The organism is Mesorhizobium sp. EU05-FHT14A09 (assembly GCF_058790995.1).
Genome location: NZ_JBYTDF010000009.1, coordinates 206,072 through 228,204, shown reverse-complemented (window position 1 = coordinate 228,204; position 22,133 = coordinate 206,072). Strand labels below are relative to the sequence as shown.

Sequence of the window (22,133 nt, the reverse complement as noted above, 5' to 3'; positions counted from 1 at the left end):
CGATCGTTGCGATGGCGAGGAGGTAGGCGGCATCGCATTGAAAATCGCGCGGCAATCGCCAAATCAGCAGCACGTTTTGCCAAACCACGAGACCGAGATGCCTGCGTCCGTCACGCTCACGCCCCTGCAGCTCGCGGCGGGCCGCTTCCATCTCGAGCGCGAGGATCGCCACCGCATCCTCATCCACGCCAGCGCCCTGACGCGCTCCTTCTGCAGTGGCCGCACTTTCCTGCGCCGCGCCGGCGACATCGACCTGGTGCCGGCCGGCGAAGAGGGCGGCTTCGAAGCCGAGGCCGGTTTCGACACGGTGGAGCTCAGCCTGTCTTCGGCACTGCTGGAAACGGTTGCGGCGGAGCTGGGGGCGGCTGGCTCAACGCGCCTGCAGACGCGTCATCTGCTGCGCGACGAGCGCATCGAACATCTGGCGCGCGCCCTGGAGAATGACTTCCGCGCCGGTTCGCCGAGTGGCGCCCTGTTCGCCGACGCGATCGGCACCGCGCTGGCTGTGCGCCTGCTCGGCCTTCAGGAACCGGAACCGGAGCGGCCGAGCCGGCTGTCGCAGGCGCAACTGAAACGGCTGTTCGACTTCATCGAAGCGCGCATCGACACGCCGCTTTCCCTGGAGACGCTGAGCAAGGTGGCGGGCGTCAGCAATTCCCATCTGAGGACCTGGTTCAAGGCGGCGACCGGCCAGACGGTGCATCGTTATGTGCTGCGCCGCCGTATCGAGCGGGCGCGTTCGCTGCTGCTGGAGAGCGGCTTCAGCATCAGCGAGGTCGCACATCGCACCGGCTTTGCCCACCAGTCGCATCTCGCCCACTGGATGCGCCGCGAGATCGGCGAGACCCCGCGCGGCCTGCGGCGCGGCTGAGCGGGCGTATCGGCACCAACGGTTGGCCCGGACACGGCGTCAACCTCGCAAGCGACCGCAGTCGGGGACCCACACCGCAGCTGCGCCGCATCGAGCGTCCGGAATTGCGTAACAGCAAAGGGCGTTTGATCGTTTCCACGAGAAGGGAAACGCTCCAGCCTCCAGGAGCGTTATCTGGGGAGTATCCCCCGCGCGGCGGCCAGCCGTTTACGCGCCGCTAACCATGCCGGCGAGCGCCCGGCTTCTGCCGTATGCCAGCGTTACGGTTTCGCGAGTCTAGGAATTCGTAAGCCAGCTATAAGCTTGGACAATCACGGCGGCGGAGGCCAGGAGGAAGGCGTATCTGTAATAACGCCCATAAGGTGATTGGTATTCATGCTCTTTAGGATACATAAGCGGTACTCCCCAACACCACCTGACACATTTCTCTACTAGCACCGGGATGCTGTCGGCACAATCAGTTCTGCCGCTGGAGTCCACTGATTCATCTGCGCTGATGCAGCAAGGTCACGGAGTCCCGCGCCTGCCGGCTTTCGAGGCCGGTCAGCCTGCACGGCAAGCGTGGTGCCGACCCTGGCAGCAGCCATGGCGCCCGCTCGGTCTCCTTGGACGGGCGTCGGCCAGCGCTTTGGGGTCGGTTGCAAGGGTGCCTCGGAGATGCCGGCCCTTACCCGTTCGGGTCCGGCACGCCCTGCCGGATCGCTTCGGAAAAGCCCGGGCCGACGCCGACAGCCTTGGCGCGCGCGCTGATGCGGGAGCGTTCGATCAGGTCGGCGAGCGGCAGCCTGATGTCGACGCGTTTCTGGTCGTAGAGGTAGCCCTGCAGGTAACCGTTGACGAGCAGGCGCCAGTCGGTGGGAATGCTCGCCCCGATCAGCCGCAGGATGCGCACGATCGCCGTCGTGCAGTTGGTGGTGATCGAATTGTAGAATTGCGGCTCGGCCGCGAGCGCATTGGCGTCCTCGACATAGCCGGCCAGGAAGGCCCGGATGTGGTCCGGTTCCACCTTCAGCCGGTAGAGATGCACATCCTCGCCGCGCACATTGGTGCGCAGGCCGATCAGGTCGCGTTCGTCGGCCGCAATCACGATCAGCGTGTCGGTCTTGAAGGCATCGGCGACCGGCGAATATTCCGTGCCCACCCGGTAACGCGCCTCGATCGACCAGGCGACCTGCTCGCCGCCCTCGAAGCCGAAGCTGACAATGGTGTGGGCCATTTCCGGTCCCGCCCAATAGGACATGAACAGATCGACCGTCTTGAGTTTCGACAGGTCGTAGCTGCGCGTCTCCCAGCTCTCGCTGAAGTCGGTCCTGGATCGCCAGGTGAAGTTGCGCATGTTGGTCAGGGTCAGCTGGTTGCCCTCGATCCTGCCGGTGACCTGGCGGGCATCTTCCGGCACGAAGGCAGCATCGCGCGGCGGCGTGATGCTGGTCCACCACACGAGTACGGCGGCGAAGGCCACGGCGAAGATGCCGGCGGCACGCCAGCGGCGGCGGCTGAACAGGGCAATGAGCGTTGCCAGGCCGAAGATGCCGAACAGCGCGGCGACGGCGATGCGGCCGGCCTCCGGCAGCGGCAGCCGGTAGAAGAGGGCAAGCTCGCTCCAGACGCTCGCCAGCGCGATGGCCAGGAACAGGACGGCGATCAGGATGACAAGGCCGGCGCGGCGCATCGAAACTCCCGGAATCAGGTCCGGCACGGCCGCCGGGCGCCTGTCAGGTTGACGAGCGCGGGCGGGAAATCAAGCTATCAAACGGCAGTGGGCGGCGCTGGCCAAGGGCTTTAGGCGGGTGCTTGAACCTGCTCCAGGCTTTTACGAGCTTCGACAGGCCGTATCTCGACAGTTGCATGGCGCGATGGGAGATTGTCCGTCCGGTGGCGGGGGATATCAGATGAGTTTCTTTTCGAGGTTTTTCCGATCTCTGAAGACGGTAACGACCGGAACGGTCCTCCGGCAGATCGACACGCCGATCGCCGATGGACGTGTCATGCTGTCGTTGCGGCTGAAGCGCGATAATGAGGGTGGTCACCATATCGTGCTCGCGGGCATCGCGCAGGCAAACTACCAATATTTTCCGATGGAACTGTCGGATTTTTCCGCTTTCGCTGGCGCGGTGGACAGCATGAAAGCTTCGATTGCGGACGTGCCCGCGCCCGTCGGGGATTACCTGCCTGCAGGCAGCAGGCGCAATCCGAGGTGGTTGAGGGGCCTTTCCCTTGTCCTGTTTTGCGCGGCGTGCCTGGCATGGGTTTCCGGGATACTCACGGGAGAGCTTCGGGGTATGATGGCGGTTGCAGCCTTCACGCTGCCACTGGGTGTCTTTGGTTTCCTGCGGGCCTTTGGCGGGCCGTTTGAACGTTGAAAGCCTCGCAAGGCAAGGACATCAGGAGGGCCATTGCGACCTCCTACTTTCGTACCGGCGGGCAATTTTCCGGCTGACAACAGCTGAAAGTTGCATTATTGCGCGCGCCATCACGCAAAACTGGGAGGTTAGGACAGCGAGGCTTCGATGGGCCGCCCCCGGTATGAATGCATTCAAGAGCCTGCGGGCACTTGGAAGGTTTGGGACAACGCCCTCAACCGGGCAGCAGAGCTCGATGGGCAGCAACTGGTCAACCGGTCCCTGTTTCGCGCCGAGGCCGCCTGCTCGATCCTGAACCGGATCCATCTCGGCTCCCGCTACTGACGCCTTCCCGGTCGCTTCCTCCTACCGTTCCACCTTTCTCTGGGAACATCCGTTCCGCTCAGCCGTTCGATCCCGAAAGGGAGATCGAGCCATGGCCAAGGTCCGGAACCTGGAGAAGGACAGCGCGATCAACGAGACCGATGCCGCCGGAACGCCGGCGCTGCGCAAGCGTGCGACGCCCGACGAAAGGTCGATGACCACCGGCTCCTGTCTGTGCGGAGCGGTGAGCTTCACGCTCGAAGGCGACCCGATCCGCGTTGGTCTTTGCCATTGCCATGATTGTCGCCGCGCTAGCGGTAGCGCATTCTCGATGTTCCTCGTCTGGGACCGCTCGGCTTTTGCCTGTGCCGGCGCGACGACGGTCTATGAAGGCCGCAGCTTCTGCCCGTCCTGCGGGTCGCGCGTGTTTTCGTTGCGGGCGGAAGAGGCGGAAATCATGGCCGGCGCGCTTGACCGGGCACCGACGGGAATGACGCCGGGTTATGAACTCTGGACCAAGCGCCGCGAACATTGGCTGCGTCCTGTGCGCGCGGCGGAACAGTTCGAGGAAGATCGCGGCTGATAGGGCGGGTCACATGCCGGCGTGACTTCCCGGTATGCCTCGTCGGTGATAGCCATGTCTGGCGGTTGCCCGGCGCGGCCGTCTTCCATCCCCGCTTCGCGCGAAGCATGCCGATAGCAAGTCGAAATGAACGAACCCCGCATTGTCCCCTATGATGACAGCTATAGGGATGCGCTGCTTTCCCTGACCGTCGCAGCGTGGGCTCCTGTCCTGAGCAGGGCGGGTTTGGATCAGCTTCCTGGCTTCGCCTATGATGCCTTCTATCCCGAGGGCTGGCAGGCCAGGCAATTGGCGGATGTGGCCGAACTGCTTGCCAGCGAACCGGAGAGCATCAGTCTGGCCCTTCTGGACGGAAAACTGGCCGGCTTTGTCGGCGTCAGGATCCTGCCGAAGGACAGCATGGGTGAAATCTTCATCATTGCCGTATCGCCCGATCGGCAACGGCAGGGCATCGGCAGGATGCTGCTGGCGCATGCCGAAAGCCTGATCAGGGACGCCGGGATGAAAATGGTGATGCTGGAAACCACCGGGGACGCGGGCCATGCGGCCGCACGCCGAACCTACGAGGCTGCGCGCTATGCGCATTGGCCGATCTCCAGATATTTCAAGAAACTCGAATGATGGCGATGCTGCCGGCCCGGCGGTAGCCAGAACGGTTCGCCGTCACTCCTGGGGCCGCAGCAACAGCGATACCAGGCAGGCCAGCGGTGCCGGCCCGACGACAAACAGCAACTGAAACACCGGATAGTAGAAGTAGCGATCCTGGCTGGCAGCCAGCAGGCCGGCAGCCAGCAGGCCGGCAGCCAGCAGGCCGGCAGCCAGCAGGCCGCCGATCAGTGCCAGGAACACCACGCTCGACCACCAGGCGAAACGCGCCAGCGCATGAGCCGGAGGCGAGCTGCTGAATCTTGCCAGCAGCAACACCAATGTCGCCAGCGGAAACAGCAGCCACAGGCCGTAGCGGACGGCATTCAGTGCGCCGGCGACGGCGAAGAAGAATGCGGTGAAAATCTCCATTGGACCGCTCTGGTTGCCCGGGATTTGTCGGCCTTCCAGGCGACGAAAATCAAGCGACGTCGGCTAGTCCATTTCAGCTATCCGTCGGGTCAACGGATAGCATGCGCAAACTCTGCGCCATCCAGGCCTTGAATAAACCGCAATCGGTCTCCATATAGCGATGGTGCGTCCCCGTCAGAGGTTGATGCGCTTTCCCTTCTGCCTTCGTCCGACCACGGATGTACTGGCGAGTTGATCGTGGAAGGGTATTCTCGAACAGAGACAGCAGAGCCGTTGGGAGATATCCCCAGCGGCTTTTTTGTTTTGTGCGCCAGTCCTTCAGGCGCGCCTCTGTGCGCTCAGTAGAGGGCAATCGAGGGATCGATCCTCATGCCCGCCGTCTTCACCGCAACCAGGAAAGCGGACCGCGCGGCTTCCACGCTTGCCTTGCCGACGCTTGCCCACGCGCATCGGTTCATGGCGTCGGTCCATTGCAGGCTGTCGTTTTCCGCCCAATTGTCAAAAAGAAAATCTGATGCGTCCGAAACATTCGAGACGAGATGGAATTTCGTCGGCAGCCCGGCGTAAATGACAACTGGCGTCTGAAAGGATAGATTTTCCATAAAATACTGTACGCTCGACCCATGAAAACAGAAAGCCGCGATCAGAATTATTTTCCGGGTCATAGGCGTTTGAAAATAATCCTCGCTACTTTCCTTGCAAAATCATAAGAGCGGGAATGGAAAATCCGAAATTCGAAAATGCGGTCACCGTCCGCACCGATCCGGCGGGCGGCAGCATCACGCTTGCCGATGTTGCGGCTTGCACCAGCTTCCTGCTCAGGGAGTGGCCCGGCAAGCGGGGCGACAAACATCGGGCAGCCCTCCAGGCTTGTTCGGACGCAAGCGCCGGCAAAAAATCCGCCGACGCTGCCCGGCGTGCTTTCGTCCAGGCGACGCGGGAAGCCGGGATTCTGATCAATCAGTAGAACGGCCGGTTCGGCGTCCTTCCGGGCGCGTTGCCGTGTCCGGCACGCGCTATCCTGCAAGCCTTACGGTGTCATACAAGGCCGGGATATCGTTCCAGCGGTAGATGCTTCCCGACTGCGTTGTGATCATGCAGTTGGGCCGGTGGCTGTCATGCATGGTCCTGACGGCGAAAATCAGTGCCGTGGAAAGGTGCTCGAAGTGGATGATGTCGGTAAGGCTGAGAGCGACCTTTCCTTTCTTTCCCGGGAATGAAAGTTCGGCCGGCTCGTCCATGTCCAAAGGCCTGACGCTCTCGCCCACGCTCAACTCCCGCGTTGAAACCGGCCTGACCAGATCACCAATCGCACCTGTTCACAAGGCGGGGGCCGGCTTGACTGGATAAGCGCTGGTCACTTCCAAGGCCCCGATCGTCTTCATAAGTGATCGTCCGGCAATCCGAATTGTGCGGACGCGCTGTCTTCATGAGCGCATGGTGTCCCGCTGGCGGCCTTGACCGGGGGCAGCGTCGACTGTGAGCGTCCGTCATGCTTCCGCTTGAGAAAGGAGGGAGCCATGCCTGTGCACACTCCCGCGATTGCCTACCCCGAAGATATGGATCTCCTCAGGAACTTCTACCAAGATATCTGTCGCGAACGTTGCATTCACGAAGGCAGCCGTGCATCGACCGAGGTGGCGAGAGCCTTGATGTATCTGTTTTCGCAAGGTGTGCTGGACGATGCTGGTATGCGCGAAACCATGCGGATCTACTTCGATCGAAAAAGGGTGCTGCACTAGTCGCGTGTCGGACATGCGCATGTCAGCTTACTGCACACGGCTGGATACCGCGGCCTGGCCGCGTGGCGGAATGCCTTCCTCTTCGATCTGGCGCGCCCGGAGTGTGGCCAGGACAAGGGCGATCGCTGCGAAGGTATGGTCCGCGACGACAGGCACGAGGCGAAGCGGGCTATCCTCGACGACATAGGCCCGCCGGCGACCTGCGAAGGGGTGATTGCCCCAATGCCATCCCGGAAGCACCTGTTCCGTCAGTGTGACGGCTGCGTCGAGCGAGGCGGTGTAGGCTGGTGCCGTGCGATATTGCGTGCGAACGACCTCGCCGGTTTTCCGGTGTCTGGAGTAGCAGGCCCACAGCTCTTCCCAGTCGGAAAAATACTTTTCGATCGCGTGGTCCAGCTCCGGGCTGGGACCTTTCAGTTGCTGGCAATTCGCGATCAGGTCCGGCAGATCACTCATGCGGAGCCTCATTGGTTGCCGTGGCGCCCTCATGACTTTCGGCTGCCGGCAATCGCCATCCTGCGCGCAGCGTCGGACTGCATGCGTTCGGCGGCATTCGGGCCTACCAATTTATGCTGCCGAAGAAGATGTAGCCCAGATACCCACCCACGCCGGCCACCAGGATCACCGCGATGCCGGCGAGTATATGGTCGCCTGTTCGTGCTGTTTTTGCTGTCACTTGTGCATCCATCTCGGGTCGGGGGACATGGCAGATTGCCGTGGCGGGCGGATCGTCAGGTCTTGGGAAGCCCGCCTGTCTCGAAAATCGGACTGATGCCGCCCGCGATGAGGCCGTGCCGCCACTCAGTCGTCGTTTCGGGTCTCTTGTGGAACGCGGAAGTTGCTGCTTTCGATATCAACGATACTGCCGCAGTTTCTGCATTCCATCTGCGTGTGTGTTTTCACCCAGCCAATTCTCTTTTTTGTCTCGTGTGTACAGTCAGGGCAGAGAACGCCGATCTCGTTGTCATCAAGGTCAATCATGGCCTTTGCCTTGTCAGCGTTTGCTGGGCTTGCAGTCTCCTGGCCGGACGGTGAAGTCCAGACCATTGCGCGCAGCTGAAAAGCTGCGCTGTTCCTGGTCAGGTAGGTGAATAACATCGATGGTCAGGCGCCTCGCCACCTTCCCTTCATGGGAAGATTTATCATGCGCTTGTTCAAGAAATGAGTCTATGTGTCAAAAATGTTTATTTTTGGCCGTGATTTCCATTTTGGAATTTTGTGAATTCGAAGCAGAATTATTAGCTCCGATGTATAATTATTTTTATAAAAAGTTCACATAGTACATAATCAGATATCCCGAGGTATTATGATTCAGGAAAAATCTTTCTCCGTAAGAACATAGATAGGTTGGCGGCTACGAGAATAAACAAAGCGAGCGACATCCTGAATCGAAGCGCGTGCCGCATCGAATGCTGCGAGGCACGCGGCTTCCGAATTGGTTGTTGCGTTAGCTGCCCGGTTCGATTTGGCCAGAGCTTTAGCCTCGATCAGAAACCGCACTTGCTGCATGCCATCATAGCCGGAAAACCGCACCGAGAACCGGGCTTCATCGAAGCTGCGGCTTTGGTTTGGAAAATCGAGCGCCATTGCGGAATCCTTTGGTGGTGGAGGGCCGGAAATTTTTGCTCAGGCCTGGCCCTTGCGGCGCTTCTCGTTGCGGACGTTGAGAAACGTCATGATCTCGGTGGCGCCCGGGCGGCTCAGGCCTGCCATGGAATGTCCGCAAATGCGGGCAGGGGTGCCTGTGAAGACGTGGTAGATCGTCCACGAACCGTCGGTTTCGATACGCCGTCCATACTGATGATGCACGGATCCTGGGGCGAGGGCCTCGCATTCGTCCTCGACATCGGCGGAGCGTTTCCGCCGATCACCGTGGCGCAGGCTGCAGCCGGCCGCTTCGCCTGCGCTCACGAGCCTTGCATCCGGGAGCATGGGAGACATGCCCTTGATTGCGCCCTCGGTCCCGGCAAACGGCCGGGCTTTTTTCCGGCACTCGCTCAGCAGCGCATCGATCGCTGCCCGCGCGTCGTCCGAAATCTGATTGGTATCGTCCACAAGGGTTCCAGTTTCGTGTCGAGTGACGAGCCAGCGCCGCCAGTGAGGAGGCGCGTCGAAAAGGCCTTGGAAGGCGGCGCGGGCTGCCAAGCCGCGCCTCCTTGTCGAACTCAGTTCAGGGCGATGGCGGAGTTGCATGAGACGGCCAATGCCGAGTTGGGCGCGTTGCCGCCAAGCGGCGTAGCCCAGCCGGCCTTCTCGATGATCGATCGACGGTCATAGCTGTTGGCCGCTTTGAGGGCCGCCAGGACCTCGACCGAATTCGGCGCACTCTTGGACTGGGCGACACAATAAGGTGTCATGGCAGCGACGACAGCATTGGTGGCGGAGTTTTCCGCCATTTTCGTAGCAGTACCGCCAGTGACCCATCCACCTGCGGTGAAGCCGATGATTGCCAGCGCCAAAGCTCCTCCGGCCGCGCCGTAGCCGGCCGGCTTAATCCATTCCCGGGATTGCATGATAGTGTCCGATCTTTGTCAGACGGGTACGCATGATTGCGCACGAGCAAGAGCACTCTATCACACCCGTTGCTGCGACGGGCGATTAATCGGCGCACCGGCTTCGATTGCCGGGTGCTGTCAGCCCTTCTCTCTCGCCCGCCGCGCACGCCCGTCGCCGGGAGCTGCGGCGGCAGGTGCATTCCGGCGCAAGCGACGGCTTCGAATTTTCCCGCCAAGCCTGAAGACGGGCTACCTCAGCCGGAACGCCGCGATCGCCTTCGCCACCGCTTCCGGGTTCTCCAGCGTCGGGAAATGCGTCTGGCCGGGGATGTGGACCGGCTGGAACCAGGGATGGCCGGCGGAATAGTCTTCCTGGAATTTGCGGTATTCGGCCGACAGCGGCTGCGAGTAGATGTGGATGAGTTCGGGCTGCTTCTTCAGCCCCTCCATGCGCTGCAGCGGTGAGCCGTATTGGGTGTAGGCCCTGAGGATCTCGCGGCAGGCGCGCATCCACATCGGGCCGGAAAACCAGGCCATTTCCTTCTTCATGTGGTTGATGACGTCGACATTGTCGGTCGTCGCTTCCCATTCATTGAAGAAGCTGTCGCGGCCTTGTTTGTAGCGCTCGGGATCCTGCCCGTCCTCGAGCTGCTTGATGAAGCCCGGATGCGGCTGCATCAGCCAGTCGATGAGGATGGTGCGTTCCAGGCCCAGTCGCTCGCACAGGCCGATATTGACCCAGCAGCCATGCGACGTCGAAACCAGCATCGGGTTCTTCGGTGCCTTGATTGCGATGAAGGCGGCGATATCGTCGACCAACTCCTCGGTACCGAAATCGCCATGCACGGTCTCGTTGGCGTCATGGCCACGATAGTCGGGCACCAGCACGTGGAACGTCTCGGCCAGCAGCGGCGACAGGTTCTTGAACAGGCGGTTGTCCTGTGCCCAGCCCGACAGCAGGATGATGGTGTCTTTGTCCGGGTCGCCGAATTCCAGATAGGCGATCGGATGGTTGTTGATCTGCACGGTCGGCATCAGGCTTCTCCCATTCCTGCCCGCACATCCTGCGTGCCGGGCTCCAGGCCATCCGCGTTTCTTGTTTTATAACGAATGGCGTTCTTTTATGAAAAGAGTCGAAGCCGGCTTGTGTCAATAGAGAATATCATTCTTTTTTGAGGCAGAGATCCGTCGACCGCGCTGGCCTGTCGATTTGTCGGCTGGCCGTTTGACCGCCGTGGATTCCGCGCTTAAGCGTAGAGCAATTCCAGGAAAAGTGTGTAACGGTTTTCCGTCCGGAATTGCGTAAAAACAAAGAGCTGGAGCGTTTCCGTGAAAACGGAAACGCTCCAGTGCGCAAATCTGTTGAGAGGGGTGCCCTTGGCCCGCGTCAAGAATGAATCGGTTCGGCAGGCGATCCTCACATCGGCGGCGTCGCAGATCGCCATGACCAGCTACATGGACACCACGGTCGCCAAAATCGCCAAGGGCGCCGGCATCGCGCCGTCCAACGTCTATGTCTATTTCGAATCCAAGCTGCAGATCTATTTCACCATCTACACGCCCTGGTTCGAAGCGCAGATGCTGGCGCTGGAGCGCGCCGTGGCGCGGCTGAAGACGCCGGAGCGCAAGATCCAGCGCCTCGTCAGCGGCCTGCTCAACGACATCGCCGACGACAAGACCGGCTACACCTCGGCCCTGATGGAGGGCTTGGCCATCGTCATGCCCAAGGACAAATACAAGCCGGACCTGCTGCATTGGGCCGAGAACAAGATCGTGCAGATCGTCTGCGATGCGCTGGACGGCTACACGCCGCAGGACCCGCGGCTACGCGCCTTCGCCCATCTGCTCATGCTGACCTTCGACGGCGTCGCCATGCGCGTGAAATCGCAGCGCGCCGCCAATGAAAGCACCGCCAACACGGCCGATGTCGAGGACGCGCTGGTGGGGATGCTGGTTGGCAGCTAGACATCGGGCCGCCGGAGCCGGGCTGTTCTCGACCGCTGTGCCTGCGCCGAGGTTCCGGAATGGATCCCCGACACTCTCCGGTTGCTTCGCTCCCTCCGAGGTCGAGGATGACGAGGGTGGGGGGCGTCTAGGCTAATCTGCAACGCTGGTGACGACGCCGACGTTCCTGACTGCATTGGCCTCAGCGTCCTCAGCTGGTGTGATTGCCGGCACAAGCGTCCGCGATCTGGGCGCGGCAATGGAAGCCCGTCATCCTCGACCTCGCAGGGAGCGAAGCGACTGGAGAGTGTCGGGGATCCATTCCGGAACGCCGACGAAAGCGCAGCGGTCCAGAACAGCCCCGCCATCACATGCCTGCACTGATTCCGGTGGTCCGCGCCCGCTTCGTCCCCTCGCGCCGACACGTCCATCCGGCCACCTCAGCGTCGCGAAACACCCCTCTATAAAAGAACGTAATTCGCTATTGACACGTCTGGCGATATCATCCTTCATAAAAGAACGTCATTCGTTCAAGAGTGTGAACACGCACCGGGCAATGACTGGGAACAGCCTCATTGAGGGGCATGGGAAGGCAGCGCACAAGACGCGCCGGAGGAGGACATATGACTTTCACGATAAGCCGCAGGACGTTCCTGGCCGCTGCCGCACTGGCCCCGGTGACGACACGCCTCGCGCTGGCCGCGGACGCCCCGCTGCGCATCGGCTATTCCATGTGCCTGACCGGGCTGTTCGCGCAGGCCGCACCCTCGCAGGTCAACGCCTATGAACTCTGGAAGGATCAGGTCAACGCCGCCGGTGGGCTCGACATCGGCGGTGGCCAGCGCCGCCCTGTCGAGTTCGTCAGCTATGACGATCAGTCCAACCCGGCCAATGCGGTGCGCATCTACGAGAAGCTGATCACGCAGGACAAGGTCGACCTGCTGGCCGCGCCCTGGAGCACGCCGATCCACCTTGCGATCGCGCCGGTGCTGGCCAGGCACAAATTCCCGATGGTTGGCAACACCGCCGCTTCCGTGAAACTGCGCGAAGTGAAGCCCGGCTATATCTGGTTCCCCACAGCCGTCATACCCGACAAGGTCGGCGAGGAGCTCGCCGCTTTCATGGCCAGGGAGAACGTCAAGACGGCGGCCGTTTTCGCCAACGTTCTGCCGCTGGCACAGGAGATCAAGACCTACCTTTTGCCGGCGCTTGAGAAGAACGGCATCAAGCTGGTCGCCAACGAGGACTTCCCGCCAGACATCAAGGACATGACGACGCTGATCAGCGGCGCCAGCCAGTCCAATCCCGATGCCTTCATCGTGCTGAGCTATCCGTCGGACACCTTCCTGTTCGCCACCCAGGCCAAGCAGCTCAACGTCAAGGCGCCGTTCGTGCTGTCGCTGATCGGTCCGACGATCCAGGCCTATCAGCAGGCTTTCGGCACCGGCGCCAACAACATGGTGACGGTCGGCCACTGGTCGCCCAACCAGAGCAAATGGCCGAAGGCCAGACCGTTCTTTGACGCCTATCTCGCCAAATACAAGGAAGCGCCCGACGCACTCGACAGCGTGCTGTCCTTCATGTCGATGGAGATCCTGCAGCAGGCGGTGGCCACGGCCGGCCTCGACAGGGAGAAGCTGCGCGAGACGATCGCATCAGTGACCTTCGACACCATCAATGGGCCGGTCAAGTTCGACGGCGTCCAGAACACCACGACGCCGACCTCCTTCCTGCAGATCCAGGACGGCAGCCTCGAACTGGTCTGGCCGGAGCAGATCAAGACCAGAGACTTCAGGCCGAAGACGGGCTGGTGAGAGGCCCATGTTCCAGCAACTGTTGTTCGCGGCGGTCGTTTCCGGCGCGCTCTATGCGCTTGTCGCGCTTGGCCTGAACCTCGTCTATGGGTCGCTGCGGCTGCTCAACATCGCGCATGGCGACCTGGTCATGATCGGCGCCTACACGGCGTTCTGGTCGTTCACGCTGCTCGGCATCTCGCCGGTCGTGTCGCTGGCCACCACCACGGTGCTGTGCGCGGCGTTCGGCTTCCTGGTCTATGTCGTGCTCCTGAAACGCCAGCTCGGTTCGCCGGCGCTGGCGCAGCGGCTGGAAGCCAATTCGCTGATCATCTTCTATGGCCTGTCGGTGATCCTGCAGAACGGCGCCTCGCTGGCCTTCAGCGCGACGTCGCGCGGCTACCAGTTCCTCGACGGGGTCCATACGTTCGCCGGTGTGTCGGCAACCGGCAGCATGCTGTTGCTGCTCGGCGTCGCCGCTGCCATCACGCTCGGCGCGCTCGCCTTCCTGCGCTTCCACGTCGCCGGCTGGAGCCTGCTTGCCGTCATCGAACGCAAGGATGCCGCCGCCGTGGTCGGCGTCAATGTCGAGCATGTGCAAATGATCTCGATCTGCGCCGGCTTCGCCATTGCCGGCGTTGCCGGCGTGCTGGTCTCGATGACGCAGCAGATCACGCCCTTCATGGGCTTTCCTTTCACCATCGCCGCCTTCGTCGTCGTCATCATGGGCGGGCTCGGCAACATCGCCGCCGGCATTGCTGCGGGCTTCGTGCTCGGTTTCATCGAGACCTTCGGCGTCGCGCTGACCTCGGCTACCTACAGGTCGATCCTCATTTACGGCATCTTCGTCGGCGTGCTTCTGCTGCGCCCGCAGGGCCTGTTCGGCAAGGCGGTGCAGGCACGATGACCGGCAAGTCATTCCTGATCGCCGCCTTCGCCGTGGTGGCCGCCCTGATGGCGCTGGTGCCGCAGCTCGGCTCCGAATACTGGCTGGGCGTGGCCTTCATCGTCGCCATGTGGATCGCTCTCATCCAGAGCTGGTCGCTGCTGTCGGCGACGACGGGCTACATCTCGCTCGGCCATGCCGTGTTCTACGGCATGGGTGCCTATGTGCTGGTCGTCTGCCTGGACTGGATGCCGGTGCCTTATGCGCTGGCGCTGTCGGGCGCGGCCGCCGGCCTGCTGGCACTGGTGGTCGGGTTGCCGGTGCTGCGCGTCAAGGGGCCGTATTTCGTCATCCTGACCTTCGGTTTCGCCGAGCTGGTCAAGAACGTCGTCATGCTCGTCGAAACCCGGCTCGGCCAGTTCAGCCGCATGATCTTCGACGCGCCGTCGCTGGAAGAGCTGTACTACGCCATGCTGGCGCTCGCGGTGATCGCCACAGCGCTCGCCGCCTGGACCGCACAGTCCCGCTTCGGCCGCGGGCTCGCCGCCATCCGCGAAAACGAGGTTGCGGCGGAAGCCATCGGCGTGCCGGTGACGCGGCTGAAGCTGTTCGCCTTCATCGCCTCCGCGATCATTCCTGGCATCGTCGGCGGGCTTCTGGTGTTGCGCACCAGCTATTTTGCCGCCGACCAGGCCTTCGATCCGGCAGTGTCCTTCACCATCGTCACCACAGCCATCGTTGGCGGGCTCGGCCGGGTGTCGGGGCCGCTGCTCGGAACCCTGTTCCTTGTCATCCTGTCGGAGCTTCTGTGGGCGCGTTTCCCGCAGGCCTACATGATGATCCTGGGGGCCTTGCTCATCGTCTTCATCCTGTTCGTTCCGCAGGGTCTTGCCGGCCTTGTGAACAAGGGGCTGAAACGCCGATGACCATCCTCGATGTCAAGAACGTCTGCAAGCAGTTCGGCGGGCTGAAGGCGCTGCAGGATGTCTGCTTCACGGTCGACGAAGGCACCATCTTCGGCCTGATGGGCGCCAACGGCGCCGGCAAGACGACCCTGTTCGGTGTCATCGCCGGCCAGATCCGGCCGAACGGCGGCTCGATCAGTTTCGCCGGCAAGCCTCTGGCCGGGCAGCGGCCCGACCAGATCTGCCGCCTCGGCCTTGGCCGCACGTTCCAGATCGTGCGCCCTTTCGGCAATCTCAGCGTGCTCGACAACGTCATCGTCTCGGCCATGTACGGCGCGGCGCGCACGCACCGGCTGGCGGATGCAACGCTGGCCGGACGGCGGGCGCTGGAGGATGTCGGCCTCGCGCCGCTTGCAGACCAGCTCGCGGCAAGCCTGACCCTGTCCAACCAGAAACGGCTGGAGATCGCGCGTGCGCTGGCGACCGGCGCCAGGCTGGTGCTGCTCGACGAGGTCATGGCCGGCCTGACCGCGACGGAGGTCGCCGAAATGACTGCGACGCTGTTTCGGCTGCGGCAGGAGCGCGGCCTCACCATCCTCATCATCGAGCATGTCATGGGCGCGCTGATGAACCTGTCCGATCGCATTCTGGTGCTCGACCACGGCGTGCCCATCGCCATGGGGCCGCCGCAGCAGATCGTCACCGATGAGAACGTCGTGAAGGTGTATTTCGGATGACGGCGCTGCTCGACATCAAGGGCCTGTCCGCCGGCTACGGTCCGGTGGTGATCCTGCGTGACATCAGCCTCGGCGTCGAGCCGGGTTCGATCACCGCGCTGGTCGGTCCCAACGGCGCCGGCAAGACCACGCTGATGAAGACGATCCTCGGCTTGATCCGGGCCAGCAGCGGCGCGATCGTTTATGACGGCGCCGATATCTCCAGGAGCCCATCGCACAGCCGTGTCGACGGCGGCATTGCCCTGGTGCCGGAGGGGCGAATGGTGTTCGCCGCGCTGACGGTCGAGCAGAATCTCAGGCTCGGTGCGGTCGTGCCGCGTGCCCATGGCGGCGCGCTCGGGCGGCTGGAGGAAATCTACCATCAGTTCCCGAGATTGAAGGAGCGGCGCCGGCAGCTGGCTGGCTCGATGTCCGGCGGCGAACAGCAGATGCTCGCCATCGGCCGCAGTCTGATGGCGAAGCCGCGGCTGATCCTGCTCGACGAGCCGACGCTGGGGCTCGCCCCGATCATGGTCAAGAAGGTGTTCGAGATCATCGGCCAGCTGCGCGCCGACGGCTACACGGTTCTGTTGTCGGAGCAGAATTCGAAGCTCGCGCTCGAGACCGCCGACCATGGCTACATCATCGAAAACGGCATCGTGACGCTGTCGGGACCGGCGCACCAGCTGGTCGACGATCCGGAAGTAAAGCGCCGCTATTTCGGCATGTGACGAGGCACGGCCGCAGGCGTGCGGCAGGAGGAGGAAAAGATGGCAGGCAAACCAACGGCGCTCATCGCCGGCGCGGGCTTCGCGGGACTGACGGCGGCAACCGCGCTGGCGCAGCGCGGCTGGAACGTCACCGTCTTCGAACGGCAGGCCGAGCTCAGGGCATCCGGTGCCGGCATTTATATCTGGGAGAACGGCCTGCGCATCCTCGAGGCGCTGGGTTTGGGCGCGCTGTCGAAGAACGCCTATCGTGGCCACGCCATGGAGCAGCGCGGCCACGACAACGCAGTCCTCGACGATGGCGGCCTGCCGCCGCAGGTGCGGCTGGTCACCCTGCACCGACGCGATCTGCTCGAGGGTCTGAAAGGTGCTGCCGAAAAGGCAGGCGTCGAGATCCGCACCGGCCAGGAGGTGATCGGCGCCGGCGCGCAGGGCGAACTGCTCTTCGCCAACAGGCGCTCGGTACAGGGCGATCTCGTCATCGGCGCCGATGGCGTGTGGTCGCCGATCCGCAAGGCGCTCGGCCTGGAGCTCGGCCACCAGCAGACGACGGAGGGTGCGATCCGCACCATCATCGAAGGCGGCATCGAAGATCTCGGCGCCGGCGGCGCCGACAAATACATCGAATGCTGGTCCGGCATGCGGCGCTTCCTGATCACCCCGCTGGCCGGAGGCCGGATCTATCTGGCGCTGACCTGCCAGGACACGGACGAGAAGGGCAGGGCTTACCCGCTCGACAAGGCGACCTGGCGCGCCTCCTTCCCCGCCTGGTCGCATCTCATCGACCGCATCGGCGATGTGCTGGCCTGGAGCCCCTACAGCATCGTCACCGTGAAATCCTGGTCGGCCGGCCACGCCGCGATCCTGGGCGACGCTGCGCACGCCCAGCCGCCAAATCTCGGCCAGGGCGGCGGCATGGCCATGCAGAGCGCGCTGGCGCTGGCCGCCCACATGCAAGGCCTCACCGACTCACGCGACATTCCCGCCCGACTGGCGGCATGGGAACGCACCGAGCGCCCGCTCGCCGAACACTGCCAGCGCTGGTCCTGCCTCTATGGCGAAGTCTCGACCTTGCCGGACGACGTCCGCGCCCGCGCCGTTCCAAGCGCCATGGCCGACCCCTGGGTGCGCTCCGAACTGCTGCGCGCGGCGCGGAGCCAGCCGACCGGAGCCTAGGGCAGCAGTCCCTGGCAAGACCCGCGACGCCAATCCCGGCTGGCGGAAAGCCGAGGCGCCGGCGCATGTTGTTGCAACCAGTCGGGTAACCTGTCTTGCGCAACAGCGCAGCTAGTCATCAAGTCTGAACGCTGCCCGGCCGCTCGTCAGATCCGCGACCATGCGCGCCATGTCCTCAGCCTCGCCCTTCGGGACCAGGACGGACAGTTCCGCCCCGGTCTCGATGAATGCCTGGCTGCGGATCTGCACGCCAGGTACCGCCTCCAGCCGCGCCCGCAGATGGGCCAGGTCGCCGAACCCGCACCGAACCGACGCCTTGATCGTATCGACGAGCGGCATCTTTTCGGCCTCTCGCAGGCACATGGCCGCGGTGCCGCCATATGCCCTAATCAGGCCGCCGCTGCCGAGCAGCACGCCACCGAACCACCGCGTGACGACGACGGCGACGCGGTCGAGTGCTTGACCGTCGATCGCCTGCAGCATCGGCTTGCCCGCCGTGCCGCTGGGTTCCCCGTCATCGCTGAACCGATAGGCCTGTCCGATCCGCCACGCCCAGCAATTGTGGTTCGCGGTCTGGTCGGAATGCGCCGCGATGAAGTCCTTTGCCGTGGCCTCATCCGGCACAGGGCCGGCGACGGCAATGAAACGGCTCTTCTTGATCTCCTGCCGTGACGTGACGGTCGCGACCAAAGTGCTGAGGTTGCTCATGCCGCCATGTAGCGGCGCTTGCTGCTGCGCTTCAAGGCCGATGGCCGTGCAGGCCTAGACGGCACTTTCGGATTGTCTGCTTGCTGCTCAATCCGAAGACTGAGTTTCACACTTGGCGTGGAAGTCACGCCGACCATACTGAGGAAAAGTTCAATTGGGCGTCGCAGTCAATCGCTATCGTGAATGAAGTAGACGATCTGCTCTTCGAACCGGTCAATCGTGATCTCATGATTGACCAGTTTGACGAACTCCTCGGCCACAGCTTCATGATCCCAGTTTAGGACGTAGCCGTTGAGCGCCATGAACATCATTCCGCACGTCCATGCTGTACGCTTGTTCCCTTGCTCGAAGGCATGCGCCGGGCAATGCCGAGCATCAGGATTACGGCAAGACGCAGAACATCATTGTCACCGTATACACGAAGTGATTTTTCGGCCGACCAAATGCCGATTCCAGTTTTCCCATGTCCAGAATGGCATGGGATTCGCCGGTTTCAGCTACTTCATCTTGGTTTACGAGAATGGCCTGCTCAACTGGGAACCAATAAGGCTCACTTGGCAAGTTCGGCTCGGATCTTCGGGTAGCGCCCCATTGTTTCTTTGCGCAACGCATCCAAGTCCGCAGGCCCCTTTGGAGGACGCGGAGGGAATTGGACGTTAGCGTCCTTTACGGCAGGTGCAGCGAAACGCATCTTATAGGTCCGAGTTAGCCCATCCGAAGGATCATGGGCTCGCTTAATCATGGTATAGTCTCAAAGGTGTTACAAGAGCCTTCACACCAAACGCGGGTGTCAAGCCGTTGTTCCTTCCGTCTGCTCTTGGTGCTTCGGCATATCGAAACGACACGCTCCGCCCCGAGATCAGCAATGACCGAGCGGGCTTGGCTTCGGCATCTGGAAGTTCTTCAAACGAGTTCTGTCTCCGACGACTCGATCGCTGTCCTGACGGCCAAGATCGAGCGGATCCGCTTGAGCGGCCTGCCGCAGGAGCGCGACAGCGACCCTGAGCGATCCTGGCGACAAGCTGTTCGAAGCGTTCGCGGGGTGATAGGCGTTTGAGCCATACAACAGGATCGGTTTCGGGCCAGCGGAGGAAGCAAATGCTGAATGACATCGCGAAACGTTCGGCCGGCAACTTCGCCATCTTTGCCGCGTGCGCCTTCGTTCTGTGGTTCTGGGCAGCATTGATCAACTGGATAGCGAAGTCGTTGCGGCTTTCCGCGCCGGATCATCTGCTGAACGTGGCGACGTCCATTGCGCAATCTTCCACACTCCAGGCCATAATCAGCATCTGGCTGCTGACGGCAGCGATTGTCATCGCGTTTCCCGGCCTTTGGCGCCCGTTCTCGGCAACGACCGTGCTCATGCTCGATGTTGGCTATGGTGTGCTCGGCGCTCTCACCGGATTCGGACTGGCTATCGGCTTGTTTGGCGGTGGCTGGCGGGTTTTTATGTGGTCCGTTGTCTACAGCGCCATCATTGCCGCCGGTTACTTTGTTGTTCGCCAATGGCTACCGCTGTCGGAGGTTCAAAGCTACGGCCGCGGCAGGTGGATGTTGGCATTGGTCCTGTTCCTCGCCTCGCCAATCGTTTTGTTGTGGGGCTAAGCCGCACGGAACGCATTCCAGATTTCGTCGGGGTTTGCATCCCGGAAAGCTCCAACACCCGCGCCGCTTTTGCGTTGCGCTTTCGGATCAAGCGATGCCGGCAATTCCATTGCCTTTCGTAACCGCCTTGCTGCTGGTCGTGCTGCTTGCGCGCATGTCCGGGCAAGGTGCGCGCGCGCCGCTGACGCTGTTCGTCGCGCTGTGTGCGGTGCAGGCGGTCGTGCTCGGCCTGCGCTGGAACTACGATTGGCCGGCGGCGCATCTGGTCCAGCCCATCCTCGCGGCCGCCTTGCCGCCGCTGGCCTGGCTGGGGTTTGCCGAACTGCGCCGGCCTGACATCCGGCGCTGGCCGCATGCCATCCCGGTGGTGGTCGTCGCTGCGCTGGTTGCGGCCTGGTCCGACCCGATCGATCTCGTCTTGATCGTCGCCTTTTGCGGCTATGGCGCAGCGCTTCTATGGACGGCGCGGCAGGGGGCGGACGGCTTGCACAGCGCCCGTTTCGGTGATGCAGCGGCGGCCAGCCGCGCCATGCTGGCGGTGGGTGCCCTGTTCATCTTCGGCGCGCTGGTCGAGGTCGCCATCGCCCTCGACAGCGATGCCGGCGCGGCGCGCATCGTCGGCTTCGCCAACATCGTCCTGCTGGTCGTCATCGGCTATGCGGCGGCCGTCGCCGGTCGCAGCCGCGTGCCGGCCGAATCCGTGGCGGACGATCAGCCCCGGCGTGCCGCCGATGGCGCGCCGCAAGACGATGCCCAGGTGCTGGCCACCATCGACAGGCTGATGCGCGAGCGCAAGCTCTACCGCGATCCCAACCTCACGCTCGACCGGCTGTCGCGCCGCGCCGGCATTCCCGCCCGGCACATCTCGGCGGCGGTCAACCGCGTGCATGGCCGCAACGTCTCGCAGGTCGTCAACGAATACCGGGTCGAGGAAGCGCGGCGGCTGCTTGCCGAAACCGCCGCGCCGGTGACCGAGATCATGTTCGAAGCCGGTTTCCAGACCAAGTCCAACTTCAACCGCGAGTTCCTGCGCGTCACCGGCCAGAACCCGAGCGACTACCGCCGCTCGCTCCGGCAGGGGCAGACCAACGGTCATTGAACGACCGTTGGAGCGCGCGCCAATCGACTGTGTTCTTGGGCGCCGCGCCCGTTGGCGCGAAGCCAAGCGGCCCGGATGGGCCGCGCCGGCGATTGAGGCGTTCCAAGAATGACATCAGTCTCTCGCCTGAAACACCTTGGCCAGGAAGTCCCGGATTTCGGCGCTCGCCTTGCGGTGGACGGTTTCGCGGTCGCCATGGTCGTCGCAGATGGTGGCGTTGGGTCCGCTCAGGTGTCGGGCAGCACCCGCGACGCAGACCGGCAGGAAGCTGTAGTGCACAGCATCGGCGATCTCGACATAACGCGTCGTCGCCGCCGGCAGCAGGCCGGCCATGTGGTGCGATTCCAGTGCCGCCGGCAGGTCGCGAACCGGCGTCCCGGCCGCGATCACCAGCATCGGGATCCGCACGCCGGCCAGGCTTTCCGGAGAGAAGCCGCGCGTGGCGGCGGCATCGAGCGTCACGGAGGCCCTGATGCGCGGATCCCGCAGCGACTGCCGCAGTGCCTGCCGCGACGTCTCGTCCTGGCCGACGCCGAGTTCGGCATAACCCGTGCAGGCGGCGAGTTCCTGGTGCGCGCGGCAATCCGTCTCGAAAGCCTCGGGGTTGAAACGGCCGCCGGCCAGTTCGGTGATCGTCCAGCCGCCGAGCGAATGGCCGATGGCGGCAATGCGGCCAGCGTCGATGGCGCCCGCCCAGACCGGATCGGTGGTCATCCTGTCGAGCAGCGCCGAGACGTCGCGCGGCCGTTCCCACAAGCGTGCGCCGATGGCGGGGTCCATGTTGGACGAAGTCGTGCCGGGATGGTTGGCGGCGACCACGACATAACCTTGCCGCACCAGGTCGGCCGCCAGCCAGTCCTGGTTCGTCCAGTTGCCGCCATAGCCATGCGAGAGCACCACCAGCGGGTGGCGTCCCGGCGCGATGGCGGCATCGGGCAGGGCCGGCTGCAGGATGAAACTGTCATCCTCGCCCTGGACGACCGGCGTGCCGGTTGCATCGGACGGGTACCAGACGGCGACGTCGAGGGTGCGCTCCTGCGACACTTCGAAATGCCGGAAGCCGATGGAAGCCTGCGCCGGAAAGGCGGTCAGGCAGGCCAGGAATGCGATTTTCAGACAGTGCATTGGGAAAGCTCCATGATTGAACGCGACGGTTCTGCGGTCATGGAGCGCCGCGCTGCGACCTGGATCGCGATCAA

28 protein-coding genes are annotated in these 22,133 nt (G+C 63.0%); 15 read left to right on the top strand and 13 right to left on the bottom strand.

Annotated features, from left to right (window positions below):
- The first annotated feature begins 97 nt into the window (after nucleotides 1-97).
- Entirely contained in the window at nucleotides 98-871 is a 774-nt protein-coding gene (locus tag AC3WTO_RS25240; RefSeq protein ID WP_492463509.1) for a helix-turn-helix domain-containing protein, read from the top strand.
- 667 nt (nucleotides 872-1,538) lie between these two features.
- Here the strand turns inward: AC3WTO_RS25240 and AC3WTO_RS25235 are convergent.
- Nucleotides 1,539-2,543 carry a lipoprotein N-acyltransferase Lnb domain-containing protein gene (locus AC3WTO_RS25235; protein ID WP_492463510.1) on the bottom strand — a complete coding sequence of 335 codons (1,005 nt, stop codon included), beginning with the start codon at nucleotides 2,541-2,543 and terminating at the stop codon, nucleotides 1,539-1,541.
- Between the two features lie 220 nt (nucleotides 2,544-2,763).
- On the opposite strand from AC3WTO_RS25235, the gene AC3WTO_RS25230 reads away from it, so the two are divergent.
- The 3 genes from AC3WTO_RS25230 to AC3WTO_RS25220 all read left to right on the top strand — a co-directional run bounded on the left by AC3WTO_RS25230 (nucleotide 2,764) and on the right by AC3WTO_RS25220 (nucleotide 4,741).
- A complete protein-coding gene (locus tag AC3WTO_RS25230) occupies nucleotides 2,764-3,234 on the top strand; it encodes a hypothetical protein (RefSeq protein WP_492463511.1) in 471 nt (156 codons plus the stop codon).
- Nucleotides 3,235-3,751: 517 nt separating this feature from the next.
- Nucleotides 3,752-4,120, top strand: a complete 369-nt coding sequence (locus AC3WTO_RS25225; protein ID WP_492463709.1) for a GFA family protein — start codon at nucleotides 3,752-3,754, stop codon at nucleotides 4,118-4,120.
- Between the two features lie 126 nt (nucleotides 4,121-4,246).
- On the top strand, nucleotides 4,247-4,741 hold the full coding sequence (locus AC3WTO_RS25220) for a GNAT family N-acetyltransferase (protein WP_492463512.1): 495 nt from the start codon (nucleotides 4,247-4,249) through the stop codon (nucleotides 4,739-4,741).
- A gap of 42 nt (nucleotides 4,742-4,783) precedes the next feature.
- Here AC3WTO_RS25220 and AC3WTO_RS25215 read toward each other — a convergent pair whose 3' ends face one another.
- Nucleotides 4,784-5,137, bottom strand: a complete 354-nt coding sequence (locus tag AC3WTO_RS25215; RefSeq protein WP_492463513.1) for a hypothetical protein — start codon at nucleotides 5,135-5,137, stop codon at nucleotides 4,784-4,786.
- A gap of 338 nt (nucleotides 5,138-5,475) precedes the next feature.
- On the bottom strand, nucleotides 5,476-5,802 hold the full coding sequence (locus AC3WTO_RS25210) for a DUF982 domain-containing protein (protein ID WP_492463514.1): 327 nt from the start codon (nucleotides 5,800-5,802) through the stop codon (nucleotides 5,476-5,478).
- Nucleotides 5,803-5,855: 53 nt separating this feature from the next.
- Between AC3WTO_RS25210 and AC3WTO_RS25205 the strand changes: the two genes are divergently transcribed.
- Entirely contained in the window at nucleotides 5,856-6,104 is a 249-nt protein-coding gene (locus tag AC3WTO_RS25205) for a DUF982 domain-containing protein (RefSeq protein ID WP_492463515.1), read from the top strand.
- A gap of 49 nt (nucleotides 6,105-6,153) precedes the next feature.
- Here the strand turns inward: AC3WTO_RS25205 and AC3WTO_RS25200 are convergent, their stop codons facing one another.
- Nucleotides 6,154-6,405 carry a hypothetical protein gene (locus AC3WTO_RS25200; protein WP_492463516.1) on the bottom strand — a complete coding sequence of 84 codons (252 nt, stop codon included), beginning with the start codon at nucleotides 6,403-6,405 and terminating at the stop codon, nucleotides 6,154-6,156.
- Between the two features lie 252 nt (nucleotides 6,406-6,657).
- On the opposite strand from AC3WTO_RS25200, the gene AC3WTO_RS25195 reads away from it, so the two are divergent.
- A complete protein-coding gene (locus AC3WTO_RS25195) occupies nucleotides 6,658-6,879 on the top strand; it encodes a hypothetical protein (protein ID WP_492463517.1) in 222 nt (73 codons plus the stop codon).
- Between the two features lie 27 nt (nucleotides 6,880-6,906).
- On the opposite strand, the gene AC3WTO_RS25190 is transcribed toward AC3WTO_RS25195, so the two are convergent.
- From AC3WTO_RS25190 to AC3WTO_RS25165, 6 genes are all read right to left on the bottom strand, one after another.
- Nucleotides 6,907-7,335 carry a hypothetical protein gene (locus AC3WTO_RS25190; RefSeq protein ID WP_492463518.1) on the bottom strand — a complete coding sequence of 143 codons (429 nt, stop codon included), beginning with the start codon at nucleotides 7,333-7,335 and terminating at the stop codon, nucleotides 6,907-6,909.
- Between the two features lie 345 nt (nucleotides 7,336-7,680).
- Entirely contained in the window at nucleotides 7,681-7,977 is a 297-nt protein-coding gene (locus tag AC3WTO_RS25185) for a hypothetical protein (protein WP_492463519.1), read from the bottom strand.
- A gap of 213 nt (nucleotides 7,978-8,190) precedes the next feature.
- Nucleotides 8,191-8,466, bottom strand: coding sequence for a DUF1488 family protein (locus tag AC3WTO_RS25180; protein WP_492463520.1), 276 nt, complete (start codon nucleotides 8,464-8,466; stop codon nucleotides 8,191-8,193).
- Between the two features lie 39 nt (nucleotides 8,467-8,505).
- Complete coding sequence (locus AC3WTO_RS25175; protein WP_492463521.1) at nucleotides 8,506-9,024, bottom strand: hypothetical protein; 519 nt, start codon at nucleotides 9,022-9,024, stop codon at nucleotides 8,506-8,508.
- Between the two features lie 20 nt (nucleotides 9,025-9,044).
- Nucleotides 9,045-9,392, bottom strand: coding sequence for a hypothetical protein (locus tag AC3WTO_RS25170; RefSeq protein WP_492463522.1), 348 nt, complete (start codon nucleotides 9,390-9,392; stop codon nucleotides 9,045-9,047).
- A 231-nt stretch (nucleotides 9,393-9,623) separates the two neighbouring features.
- Nucleotides 9,624-10,409 (bottom strand): alpha/beta fold hydrolase, encoded by a 786-nt coding sequence (locus tag AC3WTO_RS25165; RefSeq protein ID WP_492463523.1) that lies wholly within the window; start codon nucleotides 10,407-10,409, stop codon nucleotides 9,624-9,626.
- A 342-nt stretch (nucleotides 10,410-10,751) separates the two neighbouring features.
- On the opposite strand from AC3WTO_RS25165, the gene AC3WTO_RS25160 reads away from it, so the two are divergent.
- The 7 genes from AC3WTO_RS25160 (at nucleotide 10,752) to AC3WTO_RS25130 (ending at nucleotide 17,522) form a co-directional block, all read left to right on the top strand.
- Nucleotides 10,752-11,339 (top strand): TetR/AcrR family transcriptional regulator, encoded by a 588-nt coding sequence (locus tag AC3WTO_RS25160; RefSeq protein WP_492463524.1) that lies wholly within the window; start codon nucleotides 10,752-10,754, stop codon nucleotides 11,337-11,339.
- Between the two features lie 602 nt (nucleotides 11,340-11,941).
- Nucleotides 11,942-13,132, top strand: a complete 1,191-nt coding sequence (locus tag AC3WTO_RS25155) for an amino acid ABC transporter substrate-binding protein (RefSeq protein ID WP_492463525.1) — start codon at nucleotides 11,942-11,944, stop codon at nucleotides 13,130-13,132.
- Between the two features lie 7 nt (nucleotides 13,133-13,139).
- The gene (locus tag AC3WTO_RS25150; RefSeq protein WP_492463526.1) at nucleotides 13,140-14,018 is read left to right on the top strand and encodes a branched-chain amino acid ABC transporter permease; all 879 of its coding nucleotides are present in this window, start codon (nucleotides 13,140-13,142) and stop codon (nucleotides 14,016-14,018) included.
- Nucleotides 14,015-14,923 (top strand): branched-chain amino acid ABC transporter permease, encoded by a 909-nt coding sequence (locus AC3WTO_RS25145; RefSeq protein ID WP_492463527.1) that lies wholly within the window; start codon nucleotides 14,015-14,017, stop codon nucleotides 14,921-14,923. The genes AC3WTO_RS25150 and AC3WTO_RS25145 overlap by 4 nt, the downstream gene beginning before the upstream one ends.
- Entirely contained in the window at nucleotides 14,920-15,639 is a 720-nt protein-coding gene (locus AC3WTO_RS25140; RefSeq protein WP_492463528.1) for an ABC transporter ATP-binding protein, read from the top strand. The genes AC3WTO_RS25145 and AC3WTO_RS25140 overlap by 4 nt, the downstream gene beginning before the upstream one ends.
- Nucleotides 15,636-16,349 (top strand): ABC transporter ATP-binding protein, encoded by a 714-nt coding sequence (locus tag AC3WTO_RS25135; RefSeq protein WP_492463529.1) that lies wholly within the window; start codon nucleotides 15,636-15,638, stop codon nucleotides 16,347-16,349. The genes AC3WTO_RS25140 and AC3WTO_RS25135 overlap by 4 nt, the downstream gene beginning before the upstream one ends.
- Nucleotides 16,350-16,388: 39 nt before the next feature.
- The gene (locus tag AC3WTO_RS25130; RefSeq protein ID WP_492463530.1) at nucleotides 16,389-17,522 is read left to right on the top strand and encodes an FAD-dependent oxidoreductase; all 1,134 of its coding nucleotides are present in this window, start codon (nucleotides 16,389-16,391) and stop codon (nucleotides 17,520-17,522) included.
- 111 nt (nucleotides 17,523-17,633) lie between these two features.
- Here the strand turns inward: AC3WTO_RS25130 and AC3WTO_RS25125 are convergent, their stop codons facing one another.
- Both AC3WTO_RS25125 and AC3WTO_RS25120 read right to left on the bottom strand, forming a co-directional pair.
- Nucleotides 17,634-18,230, bottom strand: coding sequence for an IMPACT family protein (locus AC3WTO_RS25125; protein WP_492463531.1), 597 nt, complete (start codon nucleotides 18,228-18,230; stop codon nucleotides 17,634-17,636).
- 167 nt (nucleotides 18,231-18,397) lie between these two features.
- Entirely contained in the window at nucleotides 18,398-18,532 is a 135-nt protein-coding gene (locus tag AC3WTO_RS25120; RefSeq protein ID WP_492463532.1) for a hypothetical protein, read from the bottom strand.
- Nucleotides 18,533-19,328: 796 nt separating this feature from the next.
- Here AC3WTO_RS25120 and AC3WTO_RS25115 point away from each other — a divergent pair.
- Both AC3WTO_RS25115 and AC3WTO_RS25110 read left to right on the top strand, forming a co-directional pair.
- The gene (locus tag AC3WTO_RS25115; RefSeq protein ID WP_492463533.1) at nucleotides 19,329-19,835 is read left to right on the top strand and encodes a hypothetical protein; all 507 of its coding nucleotides are present in this window, start codon (nucleotides 19,329-19,331) and stop codon (nucleotides 19,833-19,835) included.
- A 94-nt stretch (nucleotides 19,836-19,929) separates the two neighbouring features.
- Entirely contained in the window at nucleotides 19,930-20,934 is a 1,005-nt protein-coding gene (locus tag AC3WTO_RS25110) for a helix-turn-helix domain-containing protein (protein ID WP_492463534.1), read from the top strand.
- A 114-nt stretch (nucleotides 20,935-21,048) separates the two neighbouring features.
- Here the strand turns inward: AC3WTO_RS25110 and AC3WTO_RS25105 are convergent, their stop codons facing one another.
- Complete coding sequence (locus AC3WTO_RS25105) at nucleotides 21,049-22,059, bottom strand: alpha/beta hydrolase family protein (protein WP_492463535.1); 1,011 nt, start codon at nucleotides 22,057-22,059, stop codon at nucleotides 21,049-21,051.
- Between the last annotated feature and the right edge of the window lie 74 nt (nucleotides 22,060-22,133).